General features: G+C 60.4%; 23 protein-coding genes. 17 read left to right on the forward strand and 6 right to left on the reverse strand.

What is annotated here, in order from left to right; genetic code table 11:
• Nucleotides 1-57: 57 nt before the first annotated feature.
• On the forward strand, nucleotides 58-348 hold the full coding sequence (gene groES, locus P3T22_RS10935; protein WP_007178996.1) for a co-chaperone GroES: 291 nt from the start codon (nucleotides 58-60) through the stop codon (nucleotides 346-348).
• A 54-nt stretch (nucleotides 349-402) separates the two neighbouring features.
• On the forward strand, nucleotides 403-2043 hold the full coding sequence (gene groL, locus P3T22_RS10940) for a chaperonin GroEL (RefSeq protein ID WP_063494923.1): 1641 nt from the start codon (nucleotides 403-405) through the stop codon (nucleotides 2041-2043).
• A gap of 204 nt (nucleotides 2044-2247) precedes the next feature.
• Here the strand turns inward: groL and P3T22_RS10945 are convergent, their stop codons facing one another.
• On the reverse strand, nucleotides 2248-3177 hold the full coding sequence (locus tag P3T22_RS10945; protein ID WP_429324955.1) for a phytanoyl-CoA dioxygenase family protein: 930 nt from the start codon (nucleotides 3175-3177) through the stop codon (nucleotides 2248-2250).
• 198 nt (nucleotides 3178-3375) lie between these two features.
• Between P3T22_RS10945 and P3T22_RS10950 the strand changes: the two genes are divergently transcribed.
• Nucleotides 3376-3531 carry a hypothetical protein gene (locus tag P3T22_RS10950; protein ID WP_429325109.1) on the forward strand — a complete coding sequence of 52 codons (156 nt, stop codon included), beginning with the start codon at nucleotides 3376-3378 and terminating at the stop codon, nucleotides 3529-3531.
• Between the two features lie 142 nt (nucleotides 3532-3673).
• Here the strand turns inward: P3T22_RS10950 and cysC are convergent, their stop codons facing one another.
• Nucleotides 3674-4324, reverse strand: coding sequence for an adenylyl-sulfate kinase (cysC, locus tag P3T22_RS10955; RefSeq protein WP_429324956.1), 651 nt, complete (start codon nucleotides 4322-4324; stop codon nucleotides 3674-3676).
• A gap of 215 nt (nucleotides 4325-4539) precedes the next feature.
• Nucleotides 4540-5400 carry a hydroxymethylpyrimidine/phosphomethylpyrimidine kinase gene (locus P3T22_RS10960; RefSeq protein WP_063494925.1) on the reverse strand — a complete coding sequence of 287 codons (861 nt, stop codon included), beginning with the start codon at nucleotides 5398-5400 and terminating at the stop codon, nucleotides 4540-4542.
• A 234-nt stretch (nucleotides 5401-5634) separates the two neighbouring features.
• Here P3T22_RS10960 and P3T22_RS10965 point away from each other — a divergent pair, with 234 nt between their 5' ends.
• From P3T22_RS10965 to P3T22_RS11000, 8 genes are all read left to right on the forward strand, one after another.
• Nucleotides 5635-5805, forward strand: coding sequence for a rubredoxin (locus tag P3T22_RS10965; protein WP_006047743.1), 171 nt, complete (start codon nucleotides 5635-5637; stop codon nucleotides 5803-5805).
• A 257-nt stretch (nucleotides 5806-6062) separates the two neighbouring features.
• Entirely contained in the window at nucleotides 6063-7484 is a 1422-nt protein-coding gene (locus P3T22_RS10970; RefSeq protein WP_429324957.1) for a hypothetical protein, read from the forward strand.
• A gap of 259 nt (nucleotides 7485-7743) precedes the next feature.
• The gene (locus P3T22_RS10975) at nucleotides 7744-8322 is read left to right on the forward strand and encodes a YqgE/AlgH family protein (RefSeq protein ID WP_042327851.1); all 579 of its coding nucleotides are present in this window, start codon (nucleotides 7744-7746) and stop codon (nucleotides 8320-8322) included.
• A gap of 10 nt (nucleotides 8323-8332) precedes the next feature.
• A complete protein-coding gene (ruvX, locus tag P3T22_RS10980; RefSeq protein ID WP_063494928.1) occupies nucleotides 8333-8773 on the forward strand; it encodes a Holliday junction resolvase RuvX in 441 nt (146 codons plus the stop codon).
• Nucleotides 8760-9302, forward strand: a complete 543-nt coding sequence (pyrR, locus tag P3T22_RS10985) for a bifunctional pyr operon transcriptional regulator/uracil phosphoribosyltransferase PyrR (protein ID WP_063494929.1) — start codon at nucleotides 8760-8762, stop codon at nucleotides 9300-9302. Before ruvX ends, pyrR begins: the two co-directional genes overlap by 14 nt.
• Nucleotides 9303-9349: 47 nt before the next feature.
• A complete protein-coding gene (locus tag P3T22_RS10990) occupies nucleotides 9350-10375 on the forward strand; it encodes an aspartate carbamoyltransferase catalytic subunit (RefSeq protein ID WP_063494930.1) in 1026 nt (341 codons plus the stop codon).
• 148 nt (nucleotides 10376-10523) lie between these two features.
• A complete protein-coding gene (locus P3T22_RS10995; RefSeq protein WP_429324958.1) occupies nucleotides 10524-11804 on the forward strand; it encodes a dihydroorotase in 1281 nt (426 codons plus the stop codon).
• A 37-nt stretch (nucleotides 11805-11841) separates the two neighbouring features.
• Nucleotides 11842-12693, forward strand: a complete 852-nt coding sequence (locus P3T22_RS11000) for a lysophospholipid acyltransferase family protein (protein ID WP_429324959.1) — start codon at nucleotides 11842-11844, stop codon at nucleotides 12691-12693.
• Nucleotides 12694-12728: 35 nt separating this feature from the next.
• Here the strand turns inward: P3T22_RS11000 and P3T22_RS11005 are convergent, their stop codons facing one another.
• The gene (locus tag P3T22_RS11005) at nucleotides 12729-13541 is read right to left on the reverse strand and encodes a symmetrical bis(5'-nucleosyl)-tetraphosphatase (protein ID WP_429325099.1); all 813 of its coding nucleotides are present in this window, start codon (nucleotides 13539-13541) and stop codon (nucleotides 12729-12731) included.
• Between the two features lie 34 nt (nucleotides 13542-13575).
• Here P3T22_RS11005 and P3T22_RS11010 point away from each other — a divergent pair, with 34 nt between their 5' ends.
• The gene (locus tag P3T22_RS11010; RefSeq protein ID WP_429325110.1) at nucleotides 13576-13818 is read left to right on the forward strand and encodes a hypothetical protein; all 243 of its coding nucleotides are present in this window, start codon (nucleotides 13576-13578) and stop codon (nucleotides 13816-13818) included.
• Nucleotides 13819-14001: 183 nt separating this feature from the next.
• On the opposite strand, the gene tnpB is transcribed toward P3T22_RS11010, so the two are convergent.
• Nucleotides 14002-15135 (reverse strand): IS200/IS605 family element RNA-guided endonuclease TnpB, encoded by a 1134-nt coding sequence (gene tnpB / locus P3T22_RS11015; RefSeq protein ID WP_429324960.1) that lies wholly within the window; start codon nucleotides 15133-15135, stop codon nucleotides 14002-14004.
• Nucleotides 15136-15212: 77 nt separating this feature from the next.
• Between tnpB and P3T22_RS11020 the strand changes: the two genes are divergently transcribed.
• The 5 genes from P3T22_RS11020 to rfbD all read left to right on the forward strand — a co-directional run bounded on the left by P3T22_RS11020 (nucleotide 15213) and on the right by rfbD (nucleotide 19808).
• Complete coding sequence (locus P3T22_RS11020) at nucleotides 15213-16124, forward strand: GDP-mannose 4,6-dehydratase (RefSeq protein WP_429324961.1); 912 nt, start codon at nucleotides 15213-15215, stop codon at nucleotides 16122-16124.
• A 261-nt stretch (nucleotides 16125-16385) separates the two neighbouring features.
• A complete protein-coding gene (gene rfbB / locus P3T22_RS11025; RefSeq protein WP_429324962.1) occupies nucleotides 16386-17447 on the forward strand; it encodes a dTDP-glucose 4,6-dehydratase in 1062 nt (353 codons plus the stop codon).
• Nucleotides 17448-17457: 10 nt separating this feature from the next.
• On the forward strand, nucleotides 17458-18351 hold the full coding sequence (gene rfbA, locus P3T22_RS11030) for a glucose-1-phosphate thymidylyltransferase RfbA (RefSeq protein WP_429325100.1): 894 nt from the start codon (nucleotides 17458-17460) through the stop codon (nucleotides 18349-18351).
• Nucleotides 18336-18887 carry a dTDP-4-dehydrorhamnose 3,5-epimerase gene (gene rfbC, locus P3T22_RS11035; RefSeq protein ID WP_429324963.1) on the forward strand — a complete coding sequence of 184 codons (552 nt, stop codon included), beginning with the start codon at nucleotides 18336-18338 and terminating at the stop codon, nucleotides 18885-18887. The genes rfbA and rfbC overlap by 16 nt, the downstream gene beginning before the upstream one ends.
• A gap of 21 nt (nucleotides 18888-18908) precedes the next feature.
• Nucleotides 18909-19808 carry a dTDP-4-dehydrorhamnose reductase gene (rfbD, locus tag P3T22_RS11040; RefSeq protein ID WP_429324964.1) on the forward strand — a complete coding sequence of 300 codons (900 nt, stop codon included), beginning with the start codon at nucleotides 18909-18911 and terminating at the stop codon, nucleotides 19806-19808.
• A gap of 330 nt (nucleotides 19809-20138) precedes the next feature.
• On the opposite strand, the gene P3T22_RS11045 is transcribed toward rfbD, so the two are convergent.
• On the reverse strand, nucleotides 20139-20534 hold the full coding sequence (locus tag P3T22_RS11045; RefSeq protein ID WP_429324965.1) for a reverse transcriptase N-terminal domain-containing protein: 396 nt from the start codon (nucleotides 20532-20534) through the stop codon (nucleotides 20139-20141).
• Between the last annotated feature and the right edge of the window lie 479 nt (nucleotides 20535-21013).

The raw sequence follows: 21013 nt of genomic DNA on the forward strand, positions 1-21013 counted from the left end.
GCTCAGCCAGCCGGGTTTTCTCAGCGTTCTTCAGTCTCAATCAAGAGAGGAGTATGTATGAACCTTCGTCCTTTGCATGATCGCGTGATCGTCAAACGTCTGGATCAAGAAACCAAGACTGCGTCGGGCATCGTGATCCCCGAAGCCGCAGCGGAAAAGCCGGATCAAGGCGAAATCCTGGCAGTCGGCCCGGGCAAGCGTGACGACAAGGGTGCACAAATCGCACTCGACGTGAAGGTTGGTGACCGCGTCCTGTTCGGCAAGTACGCAGGCCAGACCGTCAAGGTCGACGGCAACGAACTGCTCGTGATGCGCGAAGAAGACATCATGGCCGTGGTGCAGAAGTAAGCGCTGGTCGCTACTTTTCCCGGTCATATCCCAAAGAATTCAAGGAGTTAGAAGATGGCAGCTAAAGACGTCGTATTCGGTGATTCCGCCCGTGCCAAGATGGTTGAAGGCGTGAACATCCTCGCTAACGCTGTGAAGGTCACGCTGGGCCCGAAGGGTCGCAACGTTGTCCTGGAACGCAGCTTCGGCGGCCCGACGGTCACCAAGGATGGTGTTTCGGTCGCGAAAGAGATCGAACTGAAAGACAAGCTTCAGAACATGGGCGCACAAATGGTCAAGGAAGTGGCTTCCAAGACCAGCGACAACGCAGGTGACGGCACCACGACCGCAACGGTTCTGGCTCAGTCAATCGTCCGCGAAGGCATGAAGTACGTTGCATCGGGCATGAACCCGATGGACCTGAAGCGCGGTATCGACAAGGCTGTGACGGCCGCGATCGAAGAACTGCGCAAGATCAGCAAGCCGTGCACGACCAACAAGGAAATCGCTCAAGTCGGCGCGATCTCGGCGAACAGCGATTCGTCGATCGGCGACCGTATCGCTGAAGCGATGGACAAGGTTGGCAAGGAAGGCGTCATCACGGTTGAAGACGGCAAGTCGTTGCAAGACGAGCTGGACGTGGTCGAAGGTATGCAATTCGACCGCGGCTACCTGTCGCCGTACTTCATCAACAACCCGGACAAGCAAGTTGCCGTGCTCGAAAACCCGTTCGTGCTGCTGCACGACAAGAAGGTTTCGAACATCCGTGATCTGCTGCCGGTACTGGAACAAGTCGCCAAGGCTGGCCGTCCGCTGCTGATCATCGCAGAAGACGTCGAAGGCGAAGCGCTGGCTACGCTGGTTGTGAACAACATCCGCGGCATCCTGAAGACGGTTGCTGTCAAGGCTCCGGGCTTCGGCGATCGTCGTAAGGCCATGCTGGAAGACATCGCGATCCTGACCGGCGGTCAAGTTATCGCTGAAGAAACCGGCCTGACGCTCGAAAAGGCAACGCTGGCTGAACTGGGTCAAGCGAAGCGTATCGAAGTGGGCAAGGAAAACACCACGATCATCGACGGCGCTGGCGAAGCTGCAACCATCGAAGCACGTGTGAAGCAAGTTCGCACGCAAATCGAAGAAGCAACGTCGGACTACGACCGTGAAAAGCTGCAAGAGCGCGTGGCCAAGCTGGCTGGCGGTGTTGCAGTGATCAAGGTCGGCGCTGCGACCGAAGTCGAAATGAAGGAAAAGAAGGCACGTGTCGAAGACGCACTGCACGCAACGCGCGCAGCTGTGGAAGAAGGCATCGTGGCTGGCGGCGGCGTCGCACTGATCCGTGCACGTACGGCAATCGCTGGTCTGAAGGGCGCTAACGCCGATCAGGACGCAGGTATCAAGATCGTGCTGCGCGCGATGGAAGAGCCGCTGCGCCAGATCGTCACGAACGGTGGCGAAGAAGCCAGCGTCGTGGTGGCAGCTGTTGCTGCTGGCCAAGGCAACTTCGGCTACAACGCAGCAACCGGCGAGTACGTCGACCTGGTTGACGCAGGTGTCGTGGACCCGACGAAGGTGACGCGTACGGCGCTGCAAAATGCAGCTTCGGTCGCTGGCCTGCTGTTGACCACCGACGCAGCTGTTTGCGAACTGCCGAAGGAAGATGCTCCGATGGGCGGCGGTATGCCCGGCGGCATGGGCGGCATGGGCATGGACATGTAATTTTCGATTGGGCCTCACTCGTATCTCATTTGAGGCCCAGTTGGAAACACATAGGGAGCTGCGCCGCGAGGCGTGCACCCCAAAAGAAAAACCCGCAGAAATGCGGGTTTTAATAATGGTCAGCCTGCCCGAAACGGCCCAATCGGCTTATTCCGATTGGGCCGTTTCCTTTTTCGGGCAGTCATCACAGCAAAAGACAACGTGCTATAAGCGCCTGCGGCTTTGCATCAAAGACCACCAACGGCGTTTAAGGCCATGATATAAGCGATAAGGATCGGTACTGTTCCGTCGCACTAGACGACGATATAAAGCGATGAGTTTTCCGTAGCCCTGTTTCCATTTACGTTCAGTCTCGTCGCGCGTTGTTGTTTGATTTAGCCAGTTGAACTCGCGGTGTTCGGTTGAAACGGTAGCAGGAACATCGAAGAGAACTACATATGCAATGCGGGCATTGGCCGTGACATTCGGTCCGGCTCCGTGCAATGTACGACCCAGGTGCACCGTGCACCCGCCAACCGGCACCGGACAAAAGACTGCGTCTTCAGGATTGAATCCGTCGTAACATTCAATCCCGTGTGAACGCTCCTTGCCCGCGAGTTTCCTGTGAGGCTGAACGCCCCAGAGGTGCGAACCTGGAATAAAACGCAGACAGCCGTTCTCGACTGTGGCTGGTTGCAGTGGTAGCCAGAAGCTCACTTCCTGGTATGAGAACCTTGGATCGTGGAAGGCTTCGTCCTGATGCCACGGGGTCTCAGGGCCGGCTATTGGCGGTTTGTAGAAGAGGTGATCTCCTGCAATCCGCGCGCGGGGACCCAGAATCTGTTTAGCCAGCGAGTCAAGACGTTTGTGATAGTCCATCCGGCGCAACCGCGGATTGAAGTTACTCGGCGTAAGCAATTGAGTAAGAGCGGTTGACGCGAGCGGATTCTCGCCGACAAAATCAAACAGCGCGCCTTCTTGCGCGCCGGTACCGGCGAATATCAGTTGCTCGCAGATGCTTCTCAGTTCAGCAATTTCCTCGGGGAATGCAACGTTCTCAAACGAACTGAAGCCGCGCTTTTTAAGCGCAGCAATTTGTTCGGTGTCTAAACCGTTTGGTTTGATTCGGTCGGGATGGGTAATTTTGGTTTTCACGTTTTTCTAGCCGAATGAGAAATTGGAGCAATCCCGATAATCCTAATCAACACGGTTTGTCACATATGTGCGAAACCGCCTATTTCGACGCTTTTACACGACCGTCATCTGCTATTGCACGTTGCGATTGTCCCTTTTGAGGCGTGGACGAAACCGCCAGCGAGGTAATGGGGCTCCGATTGAATGCTGGTGATATGTGTGAGAAAACCCGTTCTGTTTATATGTTGGGAAATCGGCAACCCGGACAAGCAAGTCGCTGGCCTGCTGTTGACCGACGCAGCTGTTTGCGAGCTGCCGAAGGAAGATGCTCCGATGGGCGGCGGTATGCCCGGCGGCATGGGCATGGACATGTAATTTCGGTTGGGCCTCTCTCGTCAGAGGCTCAGTTGGAAACACATGGGGAAGTGCGCCGCGAGGCGTGCTTTCCAAAAGAAAAAACCCGCAAAAACGCGGGTTTTTTCTTTTGGGGCAAGCGGTGAGACGTTCCGTGGGCCGCTCAGCGGGGATCCGCCAGACAGTTATCGCGCAAGTAGGTGAATAGTTTCGCTACGCTTTCGGCCGGCGTTTGCGTTGCGGTGTCGATTTTCAACTCGGGGTCGGCCGGGGCTTCATAGGGTGCGGATACCCCGGTGAACGACGCAATCTCGCCAGCCCGGGCTTTAGCATAGAGACCTTTGGGATCACGACGGGCGCAAGCGTCGACGGAGGCTGACAGGTAGGTCTCGATGAAATTGCCGGGCCCGACGATCTCGCGCGCCATCGCTCTGTCTTCGCGCATGGGTGAGATAAGCGCTGTGATGACGATGAGGCCCGCGTCGTTCATCAATTGAGCCACGTGCGCCACTCGGCGAATATTTTCACGCCGGTCTTTCTTGTCAAAACCGAGATCGCATGCCAACCCGTGGCGGATATTGTCTCCGTCGAGGACATAGCACGCGTGGCCTAGCGATACGAGTCGCTGTTCGAGTTCGAAAGCGATGGTTGACTTGCCCGCCCCGGATAACCCGGTCAGCCAGATCGTAACCGGCTTGTGGCGGAATATTTGCATTCTGTCGCGGGTAGTGACTTCGCCGTGGACGCGTTGCAGGAAAGTGCGGGGATCGTCCGAGGCCCCCATGGGCAGGGGAACTGGAATCGGCGAAGACATAGGCTTACATGACCGGATTACGATTCGTAAAGCTTAACCTGACGACAAGAGGTGCGTTGTAACGTTTTATTACAAGTTCGAAAGTGTATTTACACCGAAGTGGAGGGTAGAGGGCTGTTTGAAAAGAAAAAACCCGCAGATATGCGGGTTTTTTGGATGCCGTCTTATTACAGCTGTAATGCTTGCCATGCGCCTGCCGCTCATGCAGTCGAAGCTTAGTGCCGCGCCTCGCCCGGCGCCGCGTCCTTGCCGGCCGCGGGCGGCGTGTCGTCGTCGCTGCTGCGGGCCCAGAAGAAGCGGTCCGGCATATAAGCACCCATTCCCGGCCGGAATGCGTTGCGCACCGCCTGATACAGATACTCCTGCGCCTCGCGCACGGCTTCCGCCGGCTCCTGGCCGTTGGCCAGCAAGGCGGCAATCGCGGAACCGAGCGTATCGGTGATGCCCATGATCCGATGGCTGCCGCGGTCCCACATATCCTGGCGCAGTTGGCCGTCTTCGCTGAACAGCGTATTGACGAGCCGGTGCGTGCCCGTTTCCGTCGACAGAATGTACTCGCAGCCTTGCGAAAGCAGATGCGAAATCGCTGCGTCGAGGCTCGGCGCTTCGGCGTCGCCGTCCGGCTGGGCGAGGGCGAGCAGCGTGGCCGAATCGGCCACCAGCAAGGTGGTTTGCGGCGCCAGCAGGTCGGCGATCGCTTCGCGCAGTTCGTCGGCGGCGAGCACGTGTTCGTCGTCGAGCGTGAAGTCGGGGGCGAGGATCAGCGGGATGTCGTCGTAATCGGCGACCACCTCGGCAATCGCGCTCACCACTTCCGCGCGCGTGCATCCGCCGACCTTGAACGCGGCGATCGGCATGTCTTCGAGCAGCATCCGAGCCTGGGTCGCGACCACTTCAGGGTCGAGCCCGGTGACTTCGTCGCAGCTTGCCGAGTCGCGCACGGTGTAACCCGTGAGCACGGAGACGCCATGGCAGCCCATGCTGGCAAGGGTCATCAGGTCCGCTTGCAGGCCGGAGCCGCCGGTGGGATCGGAAAGGCCGAAGGTGAGGACGATCGGAGGCGTGTCGCTGGGCATGAAAATTTGCAAAAAGGGGCTGTATTTAGGCGCAGAGGGTGCGCAATTGGCTCAATTATGCGGCCTAAACCGTTGTGAAGGCGTTTTTTCGCATTCTTCGGCAAACCGACGCAAGCCGCATAGCCAAAGGGCGCCGCACACTACGATTGCGCGTTTCTGATTGCTAGGCATTGGGGCGGCAACACGGTACCATCATGGCTCCCGTTTCCCCGGACTTTACGACGCGACACAAGAATGGAATATCAAAGCTGGATGTGCCTGATTTGCGGCTGGATTTACGACGAAGAAGCCGGTTTGCCGGACGAAGGCATTGCGCCGGGCACCCGCTGGGAGGACGTTCCTATTAACTGGACCTGCCCGGAATGCGGAGCGCGCAAGGAAGACTTCGAGATGGTCCAGATCTGAGGTCCGAGGGGCAAGCGGCGGTGTCCAGTAGCGTGCTATGCCGTGTGCCTGCGGCGCGGCGTTTTGCAGGCGGCGCAGGCCGGATCGAACGCGGTTCATGCGTTCACAACGCAACCCCAACGCGTCGATACGGAACGTCGCCGGTTGCGCCGTGTCGCAGCGGTAGTCTGTCATTGTCCTGTCGCCAGTTCGCGCGTTAGCCGAGCAGTCTCTCGTGCGGCGCAAAGCGGCGGCCCGTCAGCTTCCTGTCGCCTGCCATGACTCTTCGATCCGCTGCACCTGATTCCTTCGATGCATTGCCGAATCCACGCGGCGGCGCTGTGCGTTCCGCGGAGCTGGCGCTGGCCGAGGCGCTGCTGGCATTCGAGCAACGCAGCGAGAGCACTGCGGCGCTGCTGCGTGCGTCGCACGCATTGCGCGAGGCCGGCTGGCTGAGCGCGCAGCGCTTCGCGGACGCGCTGGTGCGGCTTTCGCCTTTGGCCGACGAGGGTGAACCGGCTAACGCCGCTGACGTGGGCAGCGCACGGCCCGTGTTCGGCGCGGCGTTGCGCGATTTCCGCGCGGCGCTCGAGCGCCACAACTTGCGCGAGCTGTCCTGTTCGCCCACTCTGTTCAACCACTATCGCGCGCTCTGTACCCGTCTGTCCGAGCATACGCCCGGTTCGCCCGCCGCTTTCGAAGACCTCGCGCTGAGCGCGCGCCCGGTGCCGCCGGTATCGCTGCATGCCCAGTCCGCGGATCAATTGGGCCATTTGCGGGCACGCTATGAGCGCGCGCTGCTGCCCGTGTTGCGCGCGCAGCCCGATAACAGCGGTGCCGCGTTGGCGTTCACGAACGCGGCGCTCGACGAACTGGACGTCGTCCTGACCGAACTTGCCGGCCCAGACCCTTACGATTTCTGGCGCCTCGCCAAAGCTTGCGCCAAGGCGCTGCGCGTCAGCGGCCGCGCCGCCGGAGAAGCCGACGCGCGGCGTTTCTATGCGCGCTGCAACCTGACACTGGCCGATCACGCGCGCGGCATCGAGCGCGCGCCGCGTTCGCTGGTGCGCGCGACGCTGGCGCTGCTGTGGCGCGACTACGCGTTGTACGGTGCTGCGGCGGAAGACGCCGATCAGGTCGACGTGCTGCACGACTATGGCCTGACGGTCGATTGGCATGTTGCGGGCACCCAGGCATCCGAAATGCTTTGGGAAGCCGGCGCCGTGCAGGCACAGGCGATCAGCGCGACCCACAGCACGCTGACGCGTGAGCTGGGCGTGTTGACCGTCAACGCGCATGCTTATGAAGATTTCCTGCAGACGGCGGATGCCTCGATTTCGGCGCTGGCCGAGCATGCCCGTGCGGCCGATCAGCCCGAGAAAGCCGATCCGAGCGAAGCGCTGCAGGCGGGCGACGCCGCCTACCGGCTCGGCGCCGCCGCGTGCGCGCTGGGCCTTGGCCACGTGGCACTGGTTGCCGATGCGCTCGGGCTTGCGTGGCGCCGCCGCGCGCACGCCGGCGTATCGACGCCGGCGGTGCGCGCCCACGTCATCGTCGGCGCGCCGGCGGCGAGCACGCTCGAGCAGGCTGCCGAAGCGTTGCGCGCGATGCTGCACAAAGTCGCTGCGGGCGTCGCGCCGGCAGGCAGCCGCGCCGCGCTGGCGGCATTGACGCGTGCGATCGAGCAGGGCGGCGCCTGAACGGTTGCGCAATCAGCAGCAGGTGCTGCGCGCCGGTAAGCATCCTCATGCCGGCCGCGGCGGCGAGCAAGGTTCGAACCCGGAGGCACGCGATATGCGTGTCGCAAAACACCGCTAACCGCACCGTGGACAAGGCCTGCGTGCGTGATAGAGTGCAACTTGATTCGCCGTCGATGGCTCGCGGCGCAGTTCATCGCGCACATCGCGGTCCCGCGCTCAAAGCCCGCCATCCTGCACCGTCTTTGCTAAAATCCTAACTATGTCCAAGAGTACCGATCGCATCAATCTGACCAACCAGTTCCTGATCGCCATGCCGAACATGGCGGACCCCACGTTTTCAGGAACGGTGGTCTACCTTTGCGATCACAGTGAGCGCGGTGCGCTCGGCCTCGTGATCAACCGGCCGACCGATATCGACCTGGAAGCGCTCTTTAGTCGCATCGATCTCAAGCTCGAGATCGAACCCCTTCTCCATGTGCCGGTGTATTTCGGCGGCCCGGTGCAAACCGAGCGCGGCTTCGTGCTGCACGATCCGAAAGACGGCAATGCGTATACGTCGTCAATGTCGGTGCCGGGCGGGCTCGAGATGACCACTTCGAAAGACGTGCTCGAAGCCGTCGCGAGCGGCACCGGCCCGGAACGCTTCCTGCTCACGCTCGGCCACGCCGGCTGGGGCGCGGGTCAGCTTGAAGAAGAGATTTCGAAGAATGGCTGGCTCACCGTTGAAGCCGACCCGAAAATCGTTTTCGACGTGCCTGCCGAAGAGCGCCTCGAAGCGGCGCTCGCGCTGCTCGGCATTTCGCTGTCAATGCTGTCGGGCGAAGCAGGTCACGCATGAAAGGTGACGCATGAGTCCGCCGGCCGGACGTGAGGCGACGCTGCTTGCGTTCGACTATGGTGAAAAGCGGATCGGCGTGGCGGTGGGCAATTCGCTCACCCGCAGCGCACGGGCGCTCGTGATCGTGCAGAACCGCAGCCGCGAATATCGTTTCGAGGCGATCGGCAAGCTGATCGCCGAGTGGAAGCCGGACGCGCTGGTGGTCGGCTTGCCCATGCACCCGGACGGCACGCCGCACGAAATGACCCAACTCGCGAAGCGCTTCGGCAATCAGCTGAACGGCCGCTTCAATCTGCCGGTGACGTGGATCGACGAGCGCTATTCGTCGGTCGAGGCGAAGGCGGAAATCCGCGCCGGCAACGGCCGCGCCGACATGCTCGACGCCGAAGCCGCCAGCATCATCCTCCAGCAATATCTAGACGGACTTCCCGACGATCATGAGTTCCATTGACGCCGAAGCGCTCTATAGCGCCTTGCTCGAGCAGATTCGTGCCGTTTACGGTGACAGGCTCGGCGCCGGGCAAGACAGTGCGGACGGCGCCGTGCTGGCCGGTATCTACAGCGGCGGCGCGTGGCTTGCCGAACGCCTTGCGCGCGATCTCCGCGTGCCGAATTTCGGCGTGGTGAATGTCGCGCTGCATCGCGACGATTACGCCAAGAAGGGCTTGCACTCGCAGGCGAGTCCGACCTCGCTGCCGTTTTCCGTGGACAAGCGCCACATCGTGCTGGTGGACGACGTGCTGTACACCGGTCGCACGGTTCGCGCGGCGCTGAACGAGCTGTACGACTACGGCCGTCCGGCGTCGGTCGAACTGGCGGTGCTCGCCGATCGCGGTGGACGCGAGCTGCCAGTGGCGGCGCGGTTCGTCGGCGGCGTGGTGCAAGTGCCCGCCGAGGCCACGCTCGTGCTGACCCGCGAAGAGAGCGGGGCCGACGGCAATCAGCGTTTCACCTTTCACACCGAAGCCCGCGTCGATTGAACGCGGCTTTGCGCATTGAGCCGCATTGAGCAACAAGCAGGTACACCATGAACACCGCCACCCAAGGCCCCCAGGATTCAGCCGACAGCGCCACCGAGCGCTTCCGTTATGGCTTCCTGAGGGGCAATCCGCAGCTCACGAAAAACGGCGAGCTCAAACATCTGTTGTCGATCGAAGGCTTGCCGAAGGCGATCGTCAATCACATTCTCGATACCGCCGACCAGTTCGTCAGCGTGACCGATCGCGAAGTGAAGAAGGTGCCGCTGTTGCGCGGCAAGTCCGTGTTCAACCTGTTCTTCGAGAACTCGACGCGCACGCGCACGACCTTCGAGATCGCCGCGACGCGTTTGTCGGCGGACGTGCTGAATCTGAACATCAATGCTTCGTCGACGAGCAAGGGTGAGTCGCTGCTCGACACGATCAACAACCTCTCGGCGATGCATGCCGATATGTTCGTCGTGCGTCATGCATCGAGCGGCGCGCCGTACCTGATCGCCCAGCACTGCGCGCCGCACGTGCATGTGATCAATGCCGGCGACGGCCGTCATGCACACCCGACCCAGGGTCTGCTCGACATGTACACGATCCGCCACTACAAGAAGGATTTCACGAATCTGCGCGTGGCGATCGTCGGCGACATTCTGCATTCGCGGGTCGCGCGTTCGGACATTCATGCGCTGACCACGCTCGGCGTGCCGGAAGTGCGCGCGATCGGTCCGCGCACGCTGCTGCCGGGCGGTCTGGAACAGATGGGTGTGCGCGTCTTCCATAACCTCGACGAAGGCCTGAAAGACGTCGACGTGATCATTATGTTGCGTCTGCAAAACGAGCGAATGAGCGGTGCGCTGCTGCCGTCGGCGCAGGAGTACTTCAAGAGCTGGGGTTTGACGCCGGAGCGCCTTGCGCTTGCCAAGCCCGATGCGATCGTGATGCACCCGGGGCCGATGAATCGTGGCGTCGAAATCGATTCGCAGGTGGCCGACGGCCCGCAATCGGTGATTCTGAACCAGGTCACGTTCGGCATCGCGGTGCGCATGGCGGTGATGGGGATCGTCGTGGGCAATCACGATTGAACTCGCAACTGACTCGCGCCACGACGCAACGAGCTTAACCAGCTCAAAGCGCGTCCAGGGCGCCACGGCACACAACGAGCACGCGTCAAGTCACGCACAACTTAGCTGAACGCCTGGTTAAACCGCCGGGCTAAACATAAGGCAGCGCATGAAGATTCATATTCAAGGCGGCACGCTGATCGATCCGGCAGCGGGCACCGAACAGCAGCAGGACGTTTTTATCGAAGCGGGCAAGATCGTCGCCATTGGCAACGCGCCCGCTGATTTCCACGCAGAGAAGACGATCGACGCCAAAGGCTTGTCGATCGCGCCGGGCCTCGTCGACCTGTCCGCGCGCTTGCGCGAACCGGGCTACGAACACAAGGCGACGCTCGAATCCGAAATGGCCGCGGCGCTCGCGGGCGGCGTGACGAGTCTCGTGTGTCCGCCGGACACCGATCCGACGCTCGATGAACCGGGCCTCGTCGAGATGCTCAAGTTCCGCGCGCGCAATCTGAACCAGGCGCATGTGTATCCGCTCGGCGCGTTGACCGTCGGCCTGAAAGGCCAGGTCATCACCGAGATGGTCGAGCTGACCGAGGCGGGCTGTATCGGCTTTTCGCAGGCCGACGTGCCGGTGGTCGACACGCAGGTCTTGATGCGCGCGTTGCAGTACGCGAAGACCTACGGTTACACCGTGTGGCTGCGTCCGGTCGATGCGTATCTTGGCAAGGGCGGCGTGGCCGCGAGCGGCGCGCTGGCGTCGCGGCTTGGGCTGTCGGGCGTACCGGTGTCGGCTGAGACGATCGCGCTGCACACGATCTTCGAACTGGTCCGCGTGACGGGGGCACGAGTGCATCTGTCGCACGTGTCGTCGGCGGCGGGCATCGAGTTGATGCGCGCGGCCAAGGCCGAAGGCTTGCCAGTGTCGTGCGACGTCACCGTGAACCATGTGCATCTGATCGACCTCGACATCGGCTATTTCGACGCGCAATTCCGGCTCGATCCGCCGTTGCGCCAGCAGCGCGATCGCGAGGCGATCCGTGCGGGTCTCGTCGACGGCACGATCGACGCGATCTGCTCCGACCACACGCCGGTCGACGACGACGAGAAGCTTCTGCCGTTCGCCGAAGCCACGCCGGGCGCGACGGGTCTCGAGCTGTTTTTGTCGCTCACGGTCAAGTGGGCCGACGAAGCGCGCGTGCCGTTGGCCAAGGCGCTGAACCGCATCACCACGGCGCCGGCCGACGTGCTGAAGCTGGACGCGGCGGGCCGCATCGCCGTGGGCGCCGTCGCCGATCTCTGCGTGTTCGACCGCAATGCGTTTTGGCGCGTCGAGCCGCGTGCGTTGAAGAGCCAGGGGCACAACACGCCGTTCCTCGGCTATGAACTGCCGGCGCGCGTGCGGGCGACGATTGTGTCCGGTCACGTCGCGTTCGAACAGCGCTAATATCCGCGTCATTGCCCAGTTACGGAAAGCTCCGACAATGAAGCTCGCGTTACGCAAGGCCTGTCTCATCGCGCATCTGCTGCACGGCATGTGGATCGTCGCGACGCGCTTTCCCAAGGCTGGCGCCGAAGCACGTCACACGCTGAATCGCGAATGGTCGCTGAAAATGCTGCGCTTATGCGGCATGCAGCTCGTCGTGCATAACGATAGCGCGCGGCTCGACCGTGGCGCGCTGGTGGTCGCCAATCACATCTCGTGGATCGACATCTACGTGATCAATGCGTGGCGGCCCACGCCGTTCGTCTCGAAGGCCGAGATCCGCAACTGGCCGGTGGTCGGCTGGCTGGCGCAGCAATTGGACACGGTGTTCATCCAGCGCGAGAAGCGCAGCGATGCGAAGCGGATCATGCACGAACTGTCCGACCGCCTGAGCGCGGGCGAACTGATGTGCGTGTTTCCTGAAGGGACGACGTCGAACGGTCTGACGCTGCTGCCGTTTCACGCCAATATGTTCCAGGCCGCCGTGTCGGCCTCGGTGCCGGTGCAGCCGCTGTGCATCATGTATGAAGATTCGCAGGGCCGGCAATCCACCGCGCCTGCGTATATCGACGATGTGACACTAGCTGATTCGCTGAACATGCTGTTGCGCGGCGGGCCGTTGACCGCGCATGTGTATGTCGGTGCGCCGCTTGCGCCGGGTGCGGATCGGCGCACGCTGGCGGCGGAGGCGGAAGGGGTGATTGGGATGGCGTTGCGGGAGATGCAGCGTGGCATGACGAGGTCCGGTGCTGCGATCGCGGCGTCGATTTCATCGCCCAGTGCTTTTGACGCCTCCAACGCCTCGCCGACGCTGATCGAGCCGGTCGATCAGTCCGGCCGGTCGGCCTAAGGAATCGGCCTAAGGAATCGGCCTAAGGAATCGGCTTAGTCGCCGCCGCCTGGCACGCGGCAAGTCTCGCAGTCGACCTGGGTTAGCGTGCGCTCTGCGGGATTTTGCGCAAGACGCACGGCGGAGAGTTTTTCACCCCATACGCAGCCGGAATCCAGGCCGATCAGATTGTCGCGCAAGGTCAAACCGAGCGCGGCCCAATGGCCGAACACCACGGTGACGTCCGCAGTCTTGCGCGACGGCACGTCGAACCACGGCATGCTGCCCGGCGGCGCGGAATTCAGGCCGCCGCTGCTGCTGAAATCCATCTCGCCTTCGGCATTGCAGAAGCGGATGCGCGTCAATGCGCTGCACGTCAGGCGCAGCCGCTCGATGCCCTTGATGCCGGGCGTCCAGCGATTCGGCTCGTTGCCGTAGAGCCCCGCGAGCGTTTCTTTCCAGTTCGGCGCGCGCAGCGCCCGCTGCAGTTCGTCGGCGAGCTCCATCGTCAGGGCGGCGTCCCATTGCGGCAGTACGCCCGCATGCACCATCAGCATGCCCTTGTCGAAATGCGCGAGCGGACGATGGCGGACCCATTCGAGCAGATCCGCGGCATCGGGCGCGGCGAGAATGTCGTCGATCGTGTCGCCTTTCTTCGATTTGCGAATTCCCGCCGACACCGACAGCAGATGCAGGTCGTGATTACCCAGCACCGGCACCGCGCGGTCGCCCAGCGCAATGATGTCGCGCAGCGTGGCGAGCGACTCGGACCCGCGGTTGATCAGGTCGCCCGCGAACCACAGCGGTGTGTCTTCAGGCGGCGCGGCCTTGGCCAGCAACTGCTGGAACGACGTGCGGCAGCCTTGCAGGTCGCCGAAGGCGAGAGGTAGCGGGTGCGGTTGCTTGACGACAGCAGATGCGGCGGTAAAAGCGGCAGAAGCAGCAGAAGCAGCAGAAGCAGCAGAAGCAGCAGAAGCAGCAGAAGCAGCAGAAGCAGCAGAAGCAGCAGAAGCAGCAGAAGCAGCAGAAGCAGCAGCGGCGGCGGAAGCGGTGGAGGATGTCATCGAGAAGTCGGTGCAGTTCGATACACGCAGTTACGAACAAGGCGTGCCGCGTTGGGCGGTGCAACATGTTAGCGTGACATAATAGCCCGTTTGAGGCCGGGATATCGCGGCATACGCCGTCAGGAGCCGCCAGCAACCGGGACTGGCGGGGGCGTTGTCAGGAGCGCCGCCGCTGGTGCGCGCAATATTGCACCACAACAGGTTGACTGCTCCCCTCCCTAAAGGAAGGGGATTCCCACTTCACAGACGGCAACCCAACTTCATCTCAAAGAGACATGGGACTTACGCTTTCTCCATGGGCTGACGCCGCCAGTCCGGCGGCCAAAACATTGCGCGCAGCGTTGATGTCGCGATCATGGACGCTGCCGCATTCCGGGCAGGTCCATGCGCGGATATTCAGCGGTATCTTGACCGCTGTATGTCCGCAATCGCTGCATCGTTTGCTTGACGGGTACCACTTGTCGATGCCGACCAACGTGCGTCCGTACCACTGCGCTTTGTACTCTAGTTGCCGGGTGAACTCGGACCAGCTTGCGTCGCTGATCGACTTTGCAAGGCAACGGTTCTTCTGCATGTTGCTGACGGCAAGGCTTTCGATGGCGATCACTTGGTTTTCGTTTATCAGCCGGCTCGAAAGTTTGTGCAGGAAGTCCCTTCGGGAATCTGCCGTTCTGGCATGCATTCGTGCAACTTTGAGCTTCGCCTTCATGCGATTGGCGGAACCCTTTTGCTTCTTCGCTAGTCGCCGTTGCAGCTTGGCGAGCCTAGCCTCGTTCTTTCGGAACGTGTTAGGGGCCGCGATCTTCTCGCCGGTAGAAAGGATGGCGAAGTGCGTCAGACCCAAGTCGATGCCAACTTTGCCGGATACCTCAGGCTTCGCGCTTACTGCGTCATCGCACAGCATCGAGACATGGTATCTGCCCGATGCGTCTTTCGACACCGTGGCGGTCGTTACCTTCGCTCCCTTCGGGATAGTGCGTGACCATCGAATCGCAAGAGGCGCATCCATCTTCGCGAGTTTCAATGACGCACCATCCCACTTGAAAGCGCTCGTCGTGTACTCGGCAGACTGCGCGCCGTCCTTGCGCCTGAAATTCGGATACTTCGCGCGCTTGGCGAAAAAGTTCGCAAATGCCGTTTGCAAGTGGCGCAAGGCCTGCTGCACCGGAACCGAACTGACTTCGTTCAGCCATGCGTGCTCGGGTGTTTTCTTGAGCGCCGTGAGCGCTGCGGAGGTTTCGTGATATCCGACTCGTTCCTGCCGCTGATACCACGCATCGGTACGCAACCGAAGCATGTGGTTATAGGCAAAACGCGCGCACCCAAACGTCCTGGCAAGAATCGCTTCTTGCTCGGGCGTAGGGTAGAACCGGAATCGGTATGCACGCTTAATGTCCATGCTTCACACAATATCATATGTTTGTGTGAGATTGAAAATCTGGAGCAAATCTGATGACCCTCGTGAACGGAGAAAGCATGTCGTCTTTTCATGCCCAGCAACCTATCCGCACGCTCGTCACCGGGGCGAGTGGCTTCACTGGCCGCTATCTGGTCGACAACCTGCTCGGCCGCGGCCATACCGTGATCGAAACGGTGGCCGGGCGCAACGAGCCTGAAACGCCGACGCGCCTCAGGCTCGACATTACGTCGCCGGATGCATGCCGGCGCGTGATCGAAACGGTACGGCCCGATTACATTGTGCATCTGGCGGCGATCAGCTTCGTGGGTCATAACGATCCGCTCGACTTTTACCGCGTCAACGTGATCGGCACGCTGAATCTGCTGGAAGCCTGCGCGGCCATCGGCCATACGCCCCGCAAGCTGTTGATCGCAAGCAGCGCGAATGTTTACGGCAATGTCACAAGCGACGCCATCGACGAAACCTTCCCGGTCACGCCGGTGAACCACTACGCCGCCAGCAAGGCGGCGATGGAAACGATGGTGCGGACCTGGTTCGACCGGCTGCCCATCCTGATCGTGCGGCCGTTCAACTACACCGGCCGCGGGCAGGCATCGAACTTTCTTGTGCCCAAGATCGTCGAGCATTTTGCACGGCGTGAACCGGCTATTGAACTCGGCAATATCGACGTGGCGCGTGATTTTTCGGACGTGCGGTATGTGGCGAGCGCCTATGAGGCTTTGCTCGAATCGGAGGCCGCTGCCGAAACGGTTAATGTCTGCACCGGCACGCCTTATACGCTGCGGGAGATTCTGTCGGCGGCGAGCGATCTGACCGGGCATGAGATCGAGATTCAGGTCAATCCGGCTTTTGTGCGTCAAACCGATGTGAAGATGCTGGCCGGGTCGCCGGCCAAGCTGCGCTCGCTGGTGCCGAAGGTCGAGGCGATTTCGTTTATGGATACGCTGCGCTGGATGTTGGCGGCGTAGGGAAAATTTGTGGCGCTTATGCCCAATTGTCTTGCTCCCAACTTACAGCCAACCGGTTTTATCAAGCTGTTTCAAGTTGTTAGGGTTCGGGTTTTGACCGACGCGGCTTTATAATCGGGGCTTAATAAGATCGGCGTTTCAGCGCCTGTCCGCGAGGGGCAGGGGTTGCCGCGGGCGTCGACACATAGTGAACACCACAACGCGAGGTGAGCGGATCAGCAGGCCGAGTTGATCCGCCACTGTCATCTAGAAGGAAATTTCATGATTCTGGTAACGGGCGGTGCGGGCTTTATCGGCGCCAATTTCGTGCTCGACTGGCTCGGTACGTCGGACGAAGCGGTACTGAACGTAGACAAACTGACCTACGCCGGCAATCTGGGTACGCTCAAGTCACAACAGGGCAATCCTCATCATCTCTTCATCCGCGCCGATATCTGCGATCGCGTCGCGCTCGACGCGCTCTTCGCTGACCACAAGCCGCGTGCCGTGCTGCACTTCGCCGCTGAAAGCCATGTGGATCGTTCGATTCACGGCCCGGCCGATTTTGTGCAGACCAACGTGGTTGGCACTTTCACGCTGCTCGAAGCCACCCGTCAGTACTGGAATGCGCTCGGCGAGGCCGACAAGGCCGCGTTCCGTTTCCTGCACGTCTCGACCGACGAAGTATTCGGCTCGCTGTCCGCTACCGATCCGCAGTTCTCCGAAACCACTCCGTACGCGCCGAATAGCCCCTATTCGGCCACCAAGGCGGGTTCCGACCATCTGGTGCGCGCCTACTATCATACGTATGGCCTGCCGATGCTCACCACGAACTGCTCGAATAACTATGGTCCGTACCAGTTCCCCGAGAAGCTGATTCCGCTGATGATCGCCAACGCGCTCGGCGGCAAGGCACTGCCGGTATATGGCGACGGTCAGAACGTGCGCGACTGGTTGTATGTCGGCGACCATTGCAGCGCGATCCGCGAAGTGCTCGCGCGCGGCACGCCGGGTGAGACGTACAACATTGGCGGCTGGAACGAAAAGAAAAACCTCGACGTCGTGCATACGCTGTGCGACCTGCTCGACCAATTGCATCCGAAGGCGGGTGCCTCGTATCGCGACCAGATCACCTACGTGAAGGATCGCCCCGGCCACGACCGCCGTTATGCGATCGACGCCCGCAAACTCGAGCGCGAACTCGGCTGGAAGCCGGCAGAGACGTTCGAGACCGGCCTCGCCAAGACGGTTCAGTGGTATCTGGACAATCAGGCGTGGTCTGACGAAGTCGCTTCGGGTGAGTATCGGAAGTGGGTTGAGACCAACTACGCGCAGCGCGCGTAAGGGCACGGCAATGGCGCGCAAAGGCATTATTCTCGCGGGTGGGTCAGGCACGCGCCTGTATCCGATTACGCACGTCGTCTCCAAGCAGTTGCTGCCGGTCTACGACAAACCGATGATCTACTACCCGCTGTCCACGCTGATGGTGGCGGGTATTCGTGACGTACTGATCATCTCCACGCCGCAAGACACGCCGCGTTTCGAGGCCATGCTCGGCGACGGCAGTCAGTGGGGCATGAACATTCAGTACGCGGTTCAGCCTTCACCGGACGGTCTCGCGCAGGCGTTCATCATCGGCCGCGACTTTGTGGGCAATGATCCATCGACGCTGATTCTCGGCGACAACATCTTCTACGGTCACGATCTCGCGAAGCAGTTGGAGCGCGCTGACCAGAAAGACGAAGGCGCTACCGTCTTTGCTTATCACGTGCAAGATCCGGAGCGTTACGGCGTCGTCGAATTCGACAAGCAGTTCCGCGCGCTGTCGATCGAAGAGAAGCCGGTCAAGCCGCGCTCGAACTACGCGGTTACCGGCTTGTACTTCTACGACAAGCAGGTCTGCGATATCGCGGCGGACATCAAGCCGTCGCCGCGCGGTGAGCTCGAAATCACCGACGTGAACTCGCGTTATCTGGCCAATGCCGCGCTCAATGTCGAAATCATGGGCCGTGGCTATGCGTGGCTCGACACGGGGACGCATGATTCGCTGATCGAAGCGGCTACGTTTATCGCGACCCTGCAAAAGCGCCAGGGTCTGGTGGTCGCGTGTCCGGAAGAGATTGCCTACCGTCAGGCCTGGATTGACGCAGAGCAACTGCTGACGCTCGCCAAACCGCTTGCGAAGAACGCCTACGGACAGTATCTGAAAAATATTCTTACGGACCAGGTCGCATGGCAATCCAAGTAACTGCTACGGCACTCCCTGAAGTCAAGATCATCGAGCCGAAGGTGTTCGGCGACGCGCGTGGTTTTTTCTTCGAAAGCTTCAATGGGCGTGAATTTGGCGAGCATGTCGCCGCCAACGTCGAGTTTGTGCAGGACAACCATTCCCGTTCAGCGAAGGGCGTGCTGCGTGGTCTGCACTATCAGATCCAGCATTTGCAAGGGAAACTCGTACGCGTGGTCGAAGGGGAAGTGTTCGACGTCGCGGTGGATATTCGCAAGAGCTCACCGAATTTTGGCAAGTGGGTCGGTGTGACGTTGTCTGCCGATAACCATCGGCAACTATGGGTGCCGCCCGGTTTTGCGCATGGATTTGTGGTGGTGTCGGAATCAGCACAGTTTCTTTATAAAACAACCGATTATTGGTTTCCCGAGTACGAAAGGAGTCTCCTCTGGAACGATCCAGAGATTGGTATTGAATGGCCGATCGACGGGGAGCCGGCGCTGGCGGCAAAAGATGCAGGCGCAAAGCGGCTTGCGGAAGCCGAGTTGTTCGATTAAAACCATTTGATTGAGACAGGCATGAATAGGGATCAACCGACAATTCTCGTCACGGGCATAAACGGACAGGTTGGTTTTGAGCTGGTACGGACGTTACAGGGCCTTGGGCATATCGTTGCGCTCGATCGCGCGGCGCTCGATCTGGCCGACGCGGCGCGCGTGAAGGAAGTCGTACGCTCAATCGCGCCGCACGTCATTGTGAATGCCGCAGCCTATACGTCGGTTGATCAAGCCGAAGACGAGGCCGAACAGGCGCGTTTGCTCAATGCCGAGGGCCCTCGATTGCTGGCAGCAGAAGCGCGGCGATTGAATGCATGGCTGGTTCATTATTCGACTGACTATGTGTTTGACGGTACGAAACGAGACTCGTATGTCGAAGGCGATGTGGTGTGCCCGCTGAACGTCTACGGGCAAACAAAGGCCGATGGCGAGCATGCCATTGCGGCTTCCGGTTGCAAGCACCTTATCTTCCGGACGAGTTGGGTATACGGGCTGCGCGGGGCAAACTTTCTGCGCACCATGTTGAGACTTGCTGCACAGCGTCCAGAGTTGAGCATCGTTGCGGATCAGTACGGCGCGCCAACCTGGAGCCGAAGCATCGCGGAGCTGACGGCGAATGTGTTGTCACAAGTTGTAGCCGCGGAGCCGGTCCGTGACCGGACGCCCGATGATCGCTCGGGCATCTATCATTTGACCAATCAGGGCAAGGCATCCTGGTTCGAATTCGCGCAAGAGATTTTTCGTCTATGGCCGTTGCCGTCCCAGCCGAAGGTCGAGCCGATTTCAGCGCGTTCATACAATGCGAAAGCGCGGCGCCCCGAAAACTCGTGTCTCTCGAACGACAAACTCTTTGAGACCTTCGGCGTCAGGGCGCCTGACTGGCGCGTCGCGTTGAAGATGTGCGCTGAAATGGCTGGATAAGCACTTCCGCAATAGGTGGTGTCATAAAAACACGATTTCTGTTTTATAAATCAAGGTGTTGCGGCGGCTTTGTGATGATCTTGTCGTGCATGTGGCGGGGAATATTCGCCTCGACCGACAGTGTTTGTTTCTCTTCGCGTGTTTGCTCGAGAGTCAGGACCGTAAACGAAAAAGCCGCCCGAAGGCAGCTATAAAACTTGTATCGCAGTTAAATGGCGAATAACTGCGATACAGCTACGCGTTGCTTTGGTATCTGCCCAGTCAATGCCGACGTGAGCCGTGAACTGCTGGTTCGATAGAGGTGCCATGTGAACCTCCGCAAGTGATAGATTACCTGGCAGGGGCATGCATGCCTGCGTTCAGCGAAGCCAATATAGTGAGCCGGTGTGACGGCGTAAAAACTCTCCGAAGTGGGAGGGGCGAGTAACCCCGCCTCTTCAACGACGCAATCGCGTTGGTCTTTGCCCCCGGTGTTTTCCACGTTACCTTGTCCACCCCGGGGGTGTTCCTGCCTTTGTTTTCAGTCACCCGCTTCACGGCTAATGCCTTGCCGCTGAACGAGTGGGTCAGCAGCCATTGCAAGGCTTTCACCTTGTTGTGGCGGCCAGCCTGTGCCGCCTTCACAATACGCGTCTGCAGCCCTCTTACCTGCCGTTGGACCTTGGCCCAGTTGATGCCGTCCCACGTCACGCCAGAAGGTGCACGCGCCTGTGTTGCAGCGCTCATTTGACACTTCCGCTTGTTCTACATTACGATCTTTATCGCAGGTTCAGATATCTTCACCATACCGACTATCTAGCGCTCATCCAGCCTGTGGCTGCCAGAAGGGTATGCCTCTCACGATTAGTACCCCACACCTGACGGTGTTTCGCTGCGTTGTCAGAGTCGCTCTTGATTCAGACTCCTAGATTCCGCCGGTGACACGGCGAGTTCCCTCCGTTGCCGTGGAAACAACTTCCACAAGCGACTTCGTGTCGCACCCACCCAGTTATAGATGGTTTGCGCGGTCGGTTCGGACTCCTGAGTCGTTAGTCAGGTTTGCAGTAACGTCGCGCGCGAATTGTCATCGTTTCACGTCGTTTTTGTCACGACGAACGCGATCAGTTCACGTGTATTTTGTCTCCGCGGAGGACAGTCCACTAGTCGAGACGCGGTAGTTGCCATTGAGGTCGCTGCTCCCGATGTCGCAGTGGGCAGGTGGAGGC

The organism is Paraburkholderia sp. GAS348, assembly GCF_050434205.1.
In the GTDB taxonomy this organism is placed as follows: Bacteria; Pseudomonadota; Gammaproteobacteria; order Burkholderiales; family Burkholderiaceae; genus Paraburkholderia.